General features: G+C 69.6%; 7 protein-coding genes and 1 pseudogene. 3 read left to right on the plus strand and 5 right to left on the minus strand.

Going from position 1 to position 12,750, the window contains the following annotated elements:
- Window positions 1–15: 15 nt before the first annotated feature.
- Window positions 16–2,085 (minus strand): glycoside hydrolase family 6 protein, encoded by a 2,070-nt coding sequence (locus tag ABD810_RS37685; RefSeq protein WP_344952437.1) that lies wholly within the window; start codon window positions 2,083–2,085, stop codon window positions 16–18.
- Window positions 2,086–2,727: 642 nt separating this feature from the next.
- Between ABD810_RS37685 and ABD810_RS37690 the strand changes: the two genes are divergently transcribed.
- Window positions 2,728–4,470 (plus strand): glucuronyl esterase domain-containing protein, encoded by a 1,743-nt coding sequence (locus ABD810_RS37690; RefSeq protein WP_344952439.1) that lies wholly within the window; start codon window positions 2,728–2,730, stop codon window positions 4,468–4,470.
- A 78-nt stretch (window positions 4,471–4,548) separates the two neighbouring features.
- Here the strand turns inward: ABD810_RS37690 and ABD810_RS37695 are convergent, their stop codons facing one another.
- Together ABD810_RS37695 and ABD810_RS37700 are read right to left on the minus strand one after the other, a co-directional pair.
- Window positions 4,549–5,754, minus strand: coding sequence for a cytochrome P450 (locus ABD810_RS37695; protein WP_344952441.1), 1,206 nt, complete (start codon window positions 5,752–5,754; stop codon window positions 4,549–4,551).
- A gap of 38 nt (window positions 5,755–5,792) precedes the next feature.
- Window positions 5,793–6,281 carry a GbsR/MarR family transcriptional regulator gene (locus ABD810_RS37700; protein ID WP_344952443.1) on the minus strand — a complete coding sequence of 163 codons (489 nt, stop codon included), beginning with the start codon at window positions 6,279–6,281 and terminating at the stop codon, window positions 5,793–5,795.
- A 126-nt stretch (window positions 6,282–6,407) separates the two neighbouring features.
- On the opposite strand from ABD810_RS37700, the gene ABD810_RS37705 reads away from it, so the two are divergent.
- Window positions 6,408–7,436 (plus strand): ATP-binding cassette domain-containing protein, encoded by a 1,029-nt coding sequence (locus ABD810_RS37705; protein ID WP_344952445.1) that lies wholly within the window; start codon window positions 6,408–6,410, stop codon window positions 7,434–7,436.
- On the plus strand, window positions 7,433–8,269 hold the full coding sequence (locus tag ABD810_RS37710) for an ABC transporter permease (protein WP_344952447.1): 837 nt from the start codon (window positions 7,433–7,435) through the stop codon (window positions 8,267–8,269). Before ABD810_RS37705 ends, ABD810_RS37710 begins: the two co-directional genes overlap by 4 nt.
- A 2,016-nt stretch (window positions 8,270–10,285) precedes the next feature.
- On the opposite strand, the pseudogene ABD810_RS37715 reads toward ABD810_RS37710, so the two are convergent.
- Both ABD810_RS37715 and ABD810_RS37720 read right to left on the minus strand, forming a co-directional pair.
- Window positions 10,286–11,329: pseudogene (locus tag ABD810_RS37715) on the minus strand (AfsR/SARP family transcriptional regulator); the annotation flags it as partial.
- Window positions 11,330–11,545: 216 nt separating this feature from the next.
- Complete coding sequence (locus ABD810_RS37720) at window positions 11,546–12,736, minus strand: alginate O-acetyltransferase AlgX-related protein (protein ID WP_344952449.1); 1,191 nt, start codon at window positions 12,734–12,736, stop codon at window positions 11,546–11,548.
- Between the last annotated feature and the right edge of the window lie 14 nt (window positions 12,737–12,750).

The raw sequence follows: 12,750 nt of genomic DNA on the forward strand, positions 1-12,750 counted from the left end.
CGTGTAGCGCCCCGGTCAGAGCGCGGGATGAGCGTTGTTCACCAGCGCCATGAACTGGTCGTGGTGCCAATCGGCGGCGGCGGGCGCGTTGGGCAGGGCGTTGGTCGGCGCGCTGCGGAAGTACCGGTTCTGCGCGGCGGGGTCGCACATGGGGTCGACGACCCGGTCGGTGTCCGGGGGCAGCAGCGGGCCGCCGGCCCCGTCGGACTCGCCCGGCGGCTTGATCCACAGGTAGGCGTCGACGCCGGGCACCGGGTCCGCGGCCGGCCGGGCGCCGAGCCCGGCGCCCTTCTGGTTGCAGGGGCTGAGCCGGTACGGACGCCGGTCCAGACGGCTCAGGTCGACGTAGGTGTTCACATCGGCGGAGGTGCTGACGGAGGCAGGCCGCTCAGGACCGCCCCAGCCGTTGCGCGAGGTGTCGATCACGGTGCCGAGCGAGCTGGGAAAGCCCTTGGCGATGAGGGCGCTGCGCATCGCGGTGGCGAAGTCCCGCTCGTCGAACATGGGATTCCAGTCGAAGAACCGGGTGGCCCTGACCTGCACACCGCTGATGGCCAGGTACGGGTCGGGCAGGTGGATCTCCTCGGTCGGGATGTAGTCGGCGACGTTGGTCGCGATCCCGTCCAGGCTGGGCAGTCCGCCCGCCGAGCCCCGCACCGTCGAGGTGACGAGGTCGGCGAGCGGTGCGAACTCGGTCTCCCAGCCCACCCAGCCGGAGTGGGCCGCGTCGAGGTAGGTGTAGACGTTGGGCAAGGGCGACAGCTTGTCCAGGGCGTACCGGATGCCGGAGACGTAGACGCCCGACTGCGCCACCTCATCGCACGTCACGGTGTTCCTGCCGGTGATGAGGTGGGCCAGGGAACGCGGCTCGATGATCGTGGCGATGCGCAGCCTCTGGTATTTCGGCTTGGCGGCGATAGCGGCGATGGCATTGATGTACTCGGTCTTGTACCGGTTCAGGCCGTTCTCGGAGTAGTGCAGCTCGGCGTCCGACACCAGGGACCAGCAATCCTTGTCCGGCAGGTCGTACAGCACCAAGGTGACGTAGCCGGCATTCTGCGCCAGCGCCGCGTCCAGGTGGTCCTCCAGCGTCCTGGTGACGCCGGCGCCGCCGCTGACCTTGGCGATGCGGTCCAGCCAGACGGCGGTGGAGACCGTCTTCAGGGCGCGGATCCGATCCGCCGCCGTCCCGCCCGCCTCCATGGCCGAGCCTTCGACGTTGGCCGTCCAGTCCGTGTTGACGTACCCGGTGACGCCCCTGAACGGGTTGTCCACCGGGACGTCGGGCGTGGAGGAGCCGTCGTTGTCCTGCTCCGTGGCGGCCCACAGCACGGCGCTGCTGCCGGTGATCTGGCTGCTGCGCGAGTCGAACGTGGCCGATCCGTTCGCCGTGTCGGCGTCCTCGGCCGCGGACACGGCCAGCGCCTGCGGGACGTTCCAGTTGTCCGGGGTGAAGGTCAGCGGCGGCCCGGCGGCGAGGTCCCTGTCGCCGGCCACCCGGGCGGTGCCGACGATGACGTTGCCCGGCGGCTGCCGGTTGAGCCGCACCTGGACGCTCGCCGTGCCCCCCTCCGGCACGGTGAGCGACGAGGGGGAGATCACGATCCTGAGCGGGACGGGCGACGGCGTCGTGCTCGGACTCGGACTCGGACTCGGACTGGGACTCGGGATCAGGGTGACCTTGCACGGCACGCCGTTGACGGCGAAGTCCGTCGGGGGCGGATTGCTTCCCGTCCAGGACCCGTTGAAGCCGATGGTGAAGCCGGTGCCGGACGACTGGCCCCGGGCGGTGACCCGGGCGCCCGACTGGCTCCACTGGGCCGACCAGCCCTGCGTGAGCTGCTGGGAACCCGGGAACGTGAAGGTCAGCGTCCAGCTCGTGACCGGTTCGGTGGTCTTCACGGCGATGCCGGCCGTGAAACCGCCCGACCCCGTGCCCCACTGGTGGGTGGTGTAGGTCACCTCGCAGGTCAGGGCGGCGCTCGCGGCGGTGATCGTGCCGGTGACGAGCCCGGCCACGGCGAGCGCCGTGGCCATGACCGCCGTCATGACGTTGCGCCGTAATCGACTCGTACCAAGTCCCATTAAAGATCATCTCCATGACGAGGCTGACCGAGCTGTGCCGTCGTGGTGGTGACGGTCGTACCACGCCCATCCGGACCCGGGGTTCAAGCGGTGGCGCTCCCAGGTTCGGCACCGTTTCTAGTGGTGTACAGCAGGTCGCGGCCGATTCGCCGTCCCGGGCCGGCGGCGGCGGGGCAGGGGGCGGGCTCGGGAGCGCGGGCGGCTTCGGCACCTCGGCAAATGCCACCGGACCGCGGCTGAAGGGACGCGGAACGCGGTGAAAGATTCAGCTTCATGCCGAGACCACCGAGGCGGCCACCTAGCCTCATCCCTCGGACACCAATGGCCTGCCGCGCTGGTTCACGAGCGGCGTGGTGTCCTTTCCCGCGTCTGTCGAAATGTTTTGGAGTGATGACCTGAAGGGGCCTGACCACCCTCGCTTGTGCGGGCTTTCCGCTACTTTCATCGGCCTTCTTTGGCCTGATCCTGGTCGAATGCGTATCGCCGCCGCGGGTATCGAAATATTTCAAGCCATCCTTGACATGTTTCGTAGCGATTTCTCACACTGATCGGCAGCTCGACACATGCGGTGAACAGCCCCGTACCGGCGATTCATCGATCGGCGGTCGTCGCTTCCATCGCCCTACCGGAAGGAGAGCCCTAGTGATCATCAGCTCGGGCCGCTCTAAGATCCGTTCGACGGTCGTCGCGCTGGCGGTGACGGCGACGCTCGCGGGCGCTGGAGCGGCAACGGTAGTGGTCGCCGAGGCGGCCGCGCCCGTGGCCGCCTCGTCTGTGACCGCCGTGGCCGCCGCGGCGCCTGAAGACGAGGGTGCCGACTGCGCAGTGCCCGGCCTGCCCGACGCGGGATCTTTGCCGACGGTCTCCAGGCTTCCCGATCCCTTCACGAAGCTGAATGGTTCGCGCATCTCCACCAAGGCCGAGTGGCGGTGCCGGCGGCAAGAGATCAAGAAGCTGGCGGAGAAGTTCGTCTACGGCGAGAAGCCTGGAAAGCCGGCAAGTGTCACGGGGACCGTCTCGAATACCAACATCAGTGTGAACGTGACGCACAACGGCAGGAGCTCCAGCTTCTCGGCGAGCGTCCAGCTGCCGAGTGGTACCGGACCATTCCCCGCCGTCGTCGTCCTCGGCGGGTTCGGGGCGGACACGGCCGCCATCAGAGCGGCCGGCGCCGCCGTCATCAACTACGACCCCTACGTGGTCGGCAGAGAGGGCACGCCGCGAAACAACAAACAAGGCGCTTTCTACAGCATCTACGGCGCCCAGAGCAGCACAGGGCTGCTGGTCGCCTGGGCCTGGGGTGTGAGCCGGATCATCGACGTCCTCGAACAGTCGGGAGGCAACATCCTCAAAGCCGATGCGACCGGCGTGACGGGATGCTCGCGGTTCGGCAAGGGCGCCTTCGTGGTCGGTGTGTTCGATCAGCGCATCGCTTTGACCATGCCGATCGAGTCGGGCAGCGCCGGCGTTCCCATCTTCCGAGGGATTCCCGGAGAAGGCGCCCAGAGTCTGAGCAGCGCCTACGGGGAGCAGCCGTGGCTGGGCGACGCGTTCGGCTCCTTCACCGGCAGCCCGACCAGGCTGCCCGTAGACACGCACGAAATGGTGGCCATGATCGCGCCCCGAGGACTGTTCATCATGGACAACCCCCACATCGCCAACCTGGGTCCCAGGTCCGCGAGCGTGGCGGCCTTGGGCGGAGCAGAGGTCTACAAGGCGCTCGGCGCCGGAGGCAACATCACCTACTGGTCCGACATCCAGGACGGCAACCACTGCGCCAACAGGTCTGAATGGCGGACCCCCTTGCAGCAGAACATCCAGAAGTTCCTGCTGAAGACCGGCAATGCCGCCGGCACGATCAGGATCTCGTCCAGGGCGCAGGGCAATCTGTCCGAGTGGAGAGACTGGCAGACTCCGACCCTCACGGACTCCGGCCCGTCCCCCACCCCGACCATCACTCCCACCGTCACCCCGACCCCGACGATCACTCCGACCGTCACCCCGACCCCCGCGACCGAGTTCCGCCTGCGCAACGAGGCGGCCGGCCGCTGCGTCGACTCCCCCAACAACGCCAACGCCAACGGCACCCAGTTCCAGATCTACGACTGCCACACCAACGCCAACCAGCGCTTCGCCTACAGCTCCGGCAGACTCCAGATCCTCGGCAAGTGCCTGGACTCCCCGACGAACGCCGGCTCCGGCACCCGCGTCCAACTGTGGGACTGCCACGGCAACAGCAACCAGCAGTGGACCTTCACCTCCGGCGGCACGGTCACCAACGGCGCCAACAACCTCTGCCTCAACGTCACCGGCACCGGAAACGGCTCCACCGTGACCGTCGCCACCTGCAACGGCCAGGCCGCCCAGAGATGGACCAGGTCATGACCGGCAACTAACCGACATCAACCCCGCCGGGTCCAGGCGACCTCGCCCGGACCCGGCACACAACCGGGGCGCAGACCATCACCCCTGCATGAGCGGAAGGCGGCGCACTCCGGTAAGGGACGGCGTGGGAATGAACTGCACGGGGTCGGCCGGGTCGGTACGCAGAGTGTCGAAACGGTCGAGCAGGATGTTCAGGGCGACCCGTCCCTCCAGCCGAGCCAAGGGAGCGCCCAGGCAGAAGTGGATGCCGCGGCCGAAGCCGAGGTGCGGGTTGGGGTCGCGGTCGGGGTCGAAGACGTCAGGGTCGGGGAACTGGCGTGGATCCCGGTTGGCCGCCCCGAGCCAGAGCATGACCATCTGGTCGGCCGGGATCGTCACCCCGCCGAGCCGGGCCTCGCGAGTGGTGGCGCGACCGAGGAGGGCGAACGGGGTCAGGAACCGGATGGACTCCTCGATGACCGCCGGGATCGCCGAGCGGTCGGCGCGTACCCCGGCCTGCTGCTCGGGGAAGGCGTCCAGGCACAACACCGTGTTGCCGAGCAGCATCGTCGTGGTGATGTGCCCCGCGAGCAGGAGGACGATCGCGAAGTTGACCACCTGATCGTCCGGCAGACGTTCGCCGTCCACCTCGGCCTCCACCAGCCTGGTGAGCAGGTCGCCACGCGGCTGCCGCCGGCGTTCGGCGGCGTGGCCGGCGAGATAGGCGGACATCTCCTTCCACGGTTTCATCGTGGCCTCGATGTCCGCGCTGCGCTCCTCGGCGGACTGGTTGAGCGAGATCTCGGCGTCACGCTGGAAAAGCGCGTCGGCCCACTGCTTGAACAGGGCGCGATCACCGCTGGACACCCCGAGCAACTCGGCGATGACGATGACCGGCAGCGGATAGGCCAGATCGCTCACGAGCTCGAACCGGCCGCGCTCACGCGCCGCGTCGAGCAGCTCGTGGGTGAGCGCGGCGATCCGCGGTTCGAGATCCCCCACGACCTTGCGGGTGAAGGCGCTGCTGACCAGCTTGCGGAGCTTGCCGTGCTCCGGCGGGTCGATCTGGGTGATGAAGCCCTTCAGCGAGAAGTCGTCCTCGCTGGGCAGCATCTCCTTGGGGACCACGCGCATGGTGTCGGAGGAGTACGTCGCGGGGTCACCGAGGACCTCGTGCAGTTCCGGGTACCCGTAGACGTTCCACATCCCGGTGCGGGCGTCGAACTCGACCGGCGGGCCCGATCGGGGCCCGTGCAGCCAGAAGTGCCGTTCGGGGAGGTCGTACCGCTTGACGATGTCGGACATCGCCTCTCCTTGGTTGAGGATCCCTCTGCTGATGTACGTCAGGACGACTTCTCGCGGTGCTCCTTCCAGCGCTCGAACATCTGGTCCGAGTCCTGCAGGATGAAGGCGAAGAACTCCCGGGTGTCCTTGAGCCGGTCGCGCTGGCCGGGTCGGTCGTCGCCGAGGATCGACAGCCCGAAGTCGAGCGTGTCGAGGCTCTGCTTGAGGATGGCCAGCTGGACCCGCATGACCTGAGCCCACCCACCGCCGACTATCCGGTAGCGGTGCTCGCGGGTGGAGCTGGGAACGCGTTCCACCATTCCGCTCACCTCCAGATGCCTGGCGACCGTGCTGACGGCGGTCTTGCTCACGCCGAGCTCCGCCGCCAAGTCGGTGAGGGATTGGTCGGGCGGATCGCTGATCATGAGCCACGCGTACATGCGGCCCATCGTGCGTGTCCCGCCCAGACGCTCCATGATCAGGCCCATGCGATCGACGAACTCGATCTCCGAAAGGTTCACCGTCGCCAACTCCACAATGGACGTCAAGTACGTACTTCACGGAATATACGCCGCGCCTCCGGCACGCGTGAAGAGGCGTACGGCAACAGGTCCCGGCAACCGGTGAAACCCGGTCGAGGGTGCCGTGAAACCGGCGCCACCGAGAGTGAAGCCATGAGCATCACAGAACTCAGACATACCGGGGGCGGCCCGGCCTCCGACGACGGGGGCACCGATCTGGCCGTACGTGCCGAAGGGCTTGTGAAGACGTTCGGCGAGCATCGTGCCGTCGACGGGATCGACCTGGACGTACGCCCGGGTGAGATCTTCGGCGTCCTCGGCCCCAACGGCGCCGGCAAGACCACCATGCTACGGATGCTGGCCACCCTGTTGAAGATCGACGCGGGCCGTGCCGAGATCTTCGGGGTCGACGTGGCCGCCAACCCGCACGTGATCCGCCAACTCGTCGGCGTCACCGGACAGTACGCATCGGTCGACGAGAACCTGACCGCCCGCGAGAACCTCTGGCTTTTCAGTCGCCTGCAGGGCATCGCCGCGCCGCGCGCCCGGCGCATCGCCACCGAACTGCTGGCCCAGTTCGGTCTGGAGGAGGCCGCCGGCAAACCGATCGCGCAGTTCTCCGGCGGCATGCGCCGGCGCCTCGACCTGGCGGCCAGCCTGATCACCAGGCCACCGCTGATCTTCCTCGACGAGCCGACCACCGGTCTCGATCCGCGCACGCGCGGCCAGATGTGGGACACCATCCGCGGTCTGGTCACCGACGGCTGCACGGTGCTGCTGACCACGCAATATCTGGACGAGGCCGACCAGCTCGCCGATCGCGTCGCCGTCATCGACCACGGCCGCAAGGTCGCCGAAGGGACCCCCGACGAGTTGAAGACCACGGTCGGCAACTCCGCCCTCCAGTTGCTGCTCGCCGAGCCGGGTCAGGGGCCCGCGGCTATGGAGATCGTGCGGCGCGTCCTCGGCTCCGACCCGATCCTCAGCCCGGAGCAGGGCCGCCTCAACGTCGCCCTCGACCAGGCCGATCTGGCCGCGGACGTACTGATCGCGCTGCGTGCCGCCGGGGTGTCGATCTCCTCGGTGAGCGTGGCCAAGCCCAGCCTGGACGAGGTGTTCCTCGCCCTCACCGGCCACGAAACGGACGGGGACGACCAGACCGGCACGGAGGAGAACCGATGAGCACCACGATCGCACCCGCCCGTGAGGCGGTCCGGGCCGCCGACCGCGTGGCGGCCGCCCGGCGGCGCATCTCCATGGGGGAGACGCTCGGTCAGACCCTGATGATGGCGTGGCGGGCACTCAAGAAGATGCGCCGCAACCCGGAGCAGTTCTTCGACGTGGCGCTGCAGCCGATCCTGTTCACCGCGATGTTCGCCTTCATCTTCGGCGGCGCCATCGCCGGCGACGTGCAGAGCTACCTCCCCCTGATGATCCCCGGCATCCTCGCCCAGACCGTGCTGACGACGTGCATGGCCACGGGCACGCAACTCCGCGAGGACATGGAGAAGGGTGTCTTCGACCGGTTCAAGTCGTTGCCGATCGCCCGGATCGCGCCGCTCGCCGGCCCGATGGTGGCCGACCTGCTGCGCTACACGATCGCCGCCACACTGACCTTCGGAATGGGCCTGGTGCTGGGCTACCGCCCGGGCGGCGGAGCGGGCGGCGTGCTCGCCGCGATCCTGCTGGCGATCTTCACGGGCTGGTCGCTCGCGTGGGTCTTCACCTGGGTCGGCACGATCGCCCGGAGCGCCCAGGCCGTGCAGGGCATCTCCATGATGATCTTGTTCCCGCTGACGTTCCTGTCGAACGCGTTCGTCCCCGTCGAGACCCTGCCCGGCTGGCTGGCCGCGTTCGTACGGGTCAACCCGGTCTCACATCTGGTCACGGCCGCCCGCGACCTCGCCAACGACGCCCTGGTCAGCGGAGAGGTGGCCTGGACGCTCCTGGCGTGCCTGATCGTCATCGCGATCTTCGCGCCGCTGTCGGTACGAAGCTACAAACGGCACATGTGACCTCCGTCCGTCATGCCCGGAAACCTGCTCGACGAGACTCCGTGCCTCGTCGAGCAGGTCGGGGCCGCGTCGATCGCCGTACTGGGCCCGCACGGCGGCGATCATCCCGGGCGCGGCCAGCTCCGCGTACGGTTCGATCCGCTTGAAGGTCATGCTGGGCATGCCGCTGTTGTACGCGAACCGCTCGGCCAGCACCAGCAACCCGATCGCGTCGCCGGGGGCCATGGCTTCCCGCAGCAACCCCCAGGCGCCGAGCGCGAAGAGCACCGAACCGCACAGCGGGAAGTCGAGGATGGGGTTCTCCACACCCAGCAGGTCGAAGTCCCGCGCGGCGGAGAACAACTCCTCGCCGTACCGGACGTCTTCCGGCGGGGCGTGGTACGCGTACGCCGTCAAAGTGACCGACACCGCGATCATCGTCCACGGCGTGAACTCCGCGCGGGACACCCCGGGCAGGCGCAGATCGCGTGCCCGCTGGACGGCCAGGCGGTACTGCGCGAGCGCGGCGGCCGTCTCGCCGCGGGCGAGGGCGAGCTCCGCCGCGCACAACGAGGCGATCGCCATCGCGCCGAACACCGCCTCGTTGTCGTTGATCCGGGTGATCTCAGCGAGCTCGGCCTCCGCGGTGCCGAGGTCGCCATCGATGAGCGCGGAGGTCAGCAGCACCGCGCGTAGCTGGATCTCGTCATCGGTGGCGCCGAGCCGGCTGAGCACCGGAATGGCGGTCCGCGCGTGTTCGACCGACTGCCGGTGGTCGCCGAGATGCACGACCAAGTGGGCCAGCACGGCGTGCATGATCGCGGCGAGCCACGGCCCATCGTCCTCGGGGAGCATCATCAGGGTGCGCTCGGCGGCCTCGATCGCCCCGGTCACGTCACCCGCGTTCTCCAGGACGTGGACGCTCAACTGCGTCGCCGCCAAGGCGACGGCACGGTCGGTGCTCCGGCTCAACATCGCCAGCCGGCGGTGCACCTCGGCGCCGTCGGCCACGTCGCACGCGAGCAGCACCGTGGTCATCGCCCCCACGTGGGGATCGGTCATGTCACTGGTGGGCAGCGTACGGAGGAGATCGCGCAACGGATCGCCGCGGCGATCCGTGATGATCACGATGTTCATGAGCGTGATCAGTATGGCGGCCCTGGTCACCTCGACGAGGTGTGGCGGCGGCACCCAGCCGGTGATCACCTCGTTGATCGCATCCCAGTGGACGAGGATCCGGGAGTGGTCGCCACGGATCGACCACAGCGTGCCGACGCCGACCAGTAACTGGACCGTCGTAACGGGATCGGACTCGCCGAGAGCCTGCCGGAGCAGATCGGCGAGGTTGCCCTCCTCGACGCGCAACGCGTCGACCGCCGCGAACTGCGCCGGGCTGAACACCGCCAAAGCGTGTTCGAGGGCGTACGCCGTCGCCCAGGCTCGCTGCGCCGCCCGGGCGGGCGCCTCCTCGCCGGCCTCCTTCAACCGCATCCGCCCGAACTCCCTGACGGTCTCCAGCATCCGGTAGCGCAGGCCGTACGTCGTCTCGCGGACGCTCAGCATCGACTGCTCGGTCAGCACGTCCACGACGTGCAGGGCGTCCGGGCCGAGGACGTGCTCGGCCGCGGCCAGCGTGAAACCATCGCCGAACAGCGACAACCACCGCAACGCCTGCCGTTCCGGGTCGCCCAGCAGATTCCACGACCAGTCGATGACCGCGAGCAGCGTCTGGTGCCGGTCGGGGGCCATACGGTTCCCGCCGCGCAGCAGAGCGAACCGGTCCGCCAGGCGCCGCGCGATCTCCTCCACCGACATCACCCGCACCTTGGCCGCGGCCAGCTCGATCGCGAGCGGCAGCCCGTCGAGGCGGACGACGACCTCCTCGACCACTCCCTCCTCGATCCGCACACCTGGGCGGGCGGCCGTGGCGCGCTGGCGGAACAACTCCACCGCGTCGCCCCTGGGCAGCTCGCCAAGCAGGTAGACGCGTTCGGCGGGGATCGACAACGGGGCGCGCGAGGTGATCAGCACCCGCAGGTCGCGGGTCGTGACGGTCAGGAACGCCACCAGATCGGCGACGGCCTCGATCACGTGCTCGCAGTTGTCCAGGATCAGCAGCGCCGGAGCCTGGTCGAGATGCTGGGCGATCCGGGCGCGAACGTCGGAGCGCTGCTCGGTGGTCAGGGCCCGACGCCCGCTGACCGAGTCCCGGACCCCGAGTGCCGAGCCCACCTCCCCGACCACGCCGTCCGGCGAGGAGACCCCGACGAGTTCGACGAAGTGAGCGATGGGCTGCGCGGCGTTCCTGCCGACGACATGAGCCAGCCGGGTCTTGCCCAGCCCGCCAGGGCCGATGATGGAGACCACCCGGTTGGTCTGCACCAGGGCGTGCACCGCACGGATGTCGTCGTCGCGGCCGAGCAGCGAGGAACCGTCGAACAGGATGCCTTCACGCACCGGCCGATCGGCGACCAGGAGTTCGGCGTACACGCGGGCAAGCTCAGGCCCTGGCCCGGTGCCGAGCCGCGCCACCAGACCCGCGCGATACCGCTCGTAACGCTCCAGAGCGGCGGCGGCACCTCGTACGGCGGCCTCGCTGCGCAACAGGCAGGCGAGCAGCTCCTCGTCGTGCGGCCGATCGGCCACGGCCTCCTCCAGCAGCGGCAACGCGCTCTCGTGAGCACCGCTCCGCCCCCGCGCGATCGCCACCACCCGGCGCGCCTCGGCCACCCACCCTGCGGCGACGCCCCTCAGCTCAGCGAGCGGCCCCGTGGCTCCGTCCACGCCGCTGGCCACCAGACCCATGGCCTCTTCGGCGCGGCGGCACGCGAGCACCATGTCGTCTTCGCCCAGTGCGGCCCGTGCCTGCTCCACCAAACTGCCGAGCAGCAGCACGTCCACCTGATCGGCGGGCAGCCCGAGCCGGTAACCACGCGCGATCCGCACCACGACGTCGGCACAGGTCGCCGCCCTGGTCCGCGAGACGACCACCTGCAACGCCTTCGCGGGGTTGGCCGGCACCTCTTCGGGCCACAACTCCTCGGCCAAGCGCTCGTCACCGACCCCTGCCCGCCCATGCATGGCGAGCACGGCCAGCAAGGTCTGCGCGCGATCACCGACCACGCGCACACCCTGCCACCGAACGCCATCGAGCAGGACCAGTGCGGGGGACACACCCACAGCTTACGGAGAGTGCGATGATCGCGAGAGGCCGTGACCGGGCGCGAGGGGAAGCGCCGTCCTTCCGCGACCGACGGCGGGCGAAGCCCACGGCCCTGAGCGAAGCGAAGGACCATTTCACAGTGCCCGTTCGAGGGCGGCGAGCACGGCGTCGTCCAGCATCTCGACGCGGCCACCGACCAGGTGACGCTCCACGATCTCCACCACCACCGTCTCGCTCCGTGCCACCTCCCACGCGACCTGGTCGGCCCCCACCGTCGCGGGGGCGTCGCTGCGCAGGTAGGTGAGGTCGGCGAAGTATGGGAGCACCCACGGCAGGGAGTTGCGGGTGAACGAGTCGCCGATGAGCAGGGTCCTCGGCCGGTACAGCGATGCGCGGCCGGAGGCGTTGGCGGTGCGGAAGGACACCGGCAGCTCGCGGTCGTCCTGTCGGAGCCGCCGCACGCCGTCCCGGTCCAGGCGCCACCGCTCGACGGTCTCCTCGCGGGGCACGCCCAGCAGCCCGCCCAGGTCGCCGTCGCGCACCGCCCGCCCCGTCCTGACCAGCCGGGTGTGCCGGGACAGGCCGGGGTCGAGGGCACGGGCGAGTTCGGCGCCGTACAGCCCCGCGGAGCGCTCGGTCCAGTGGCTGTCGGTCCGCCAGTACGCCGGCGCGCCGGAGTCGCGCTGCGTCCGTTCCAGCGGGCCCCGCAGATCCACGTAGCCGGGCAGGCGCGCCATCCGCAGTGCGGCCCAGAACTCCCGCTTGCGTTCGCCGAGACAGCTCTGGCCGGGGAAGCGCTCCGGCAGCCGGTGCGGGTACACGGTGGTCTTGTCGGGGGCGACGGTGACCAGGAACCGCCGGCCGGACCCGCGCACGATCTCGGCCAGGCGGCGCAGGCGTTCGAGGGTGTCGGCGACCGGGCGGCGCGGCCGGCACGCCTCGGTCACGTCGTCGCCGAAGTAGAGCCAGCCGTCGCGCCCTTCCACCACCCGCGGATAGTCTGGCCGGCCCGTCCTGGCGTGCGACGACGCGTCCCCGAATAGCAGCTCCGAGAGGGCGGCGTCCGCGCGTACCGCGTACCGCCGCAGCGACAGATGGGCGGTCGCCCACGCCTCCGCGTCCGGGATGACGTCCCAGCCCCGCGACAGCGCCGGGAACTCCGGCAGCCTCCGGTTCTCGATCTCCACCGCACGGTCACCCGCGACGAAGGCCAGGGCGGGGCCGAAGAAGAACAGCGCCGCCGCCAGCGGCGCCACCGCCCGCCGTGCCGTGGGGCGGCGGCCTCTGGCCCGGGGCGACGCCGGTCCGGTCCGCACAGTGCTCACCTCCATCATCTCTG

Source organism: Sphaerisporangium flaviroseum, assembly GCF_039537005.1.
Taxonomy (GTDB): domain Bacteria; phylum Actinomycetota; class Actinomycetes; order Streptosporangiales; family Streptosporangiaceae; genus Sphaerisporangium; species Sphaerisporangium flaviroseum.

Coding starts and splice junctions, on each gene's coding strand:
- ABD810_RS37685 (WP_344952437.1), bottom strand. CDS start 2,085: ATGGGACTTGGTACGAGTCGATTACGGCGCAACGTCATGACGGCGGTC.
- ABD810_RS37710 (WP_344952447.1), top strand. CDS start 7,433: ATGAGCACCACGATCGCACCCGCCCGTGAGGCGGTCCGGGCCGCCGAC.
- ABD810_RS37705 (WP_344952445.1), top strand. CDS start 6,408: ATGAGCATCACAGAACTCAGACATACCGGGGGCGGCCCGGCCTCCGAC.
- ABD810_RS37695 (WP_344952441.1), bottom strand. CDS start 5,754: ATGTCCGACATCGTCAAGCGGTACGACCTCCCCGAACGGCACTTCTGG.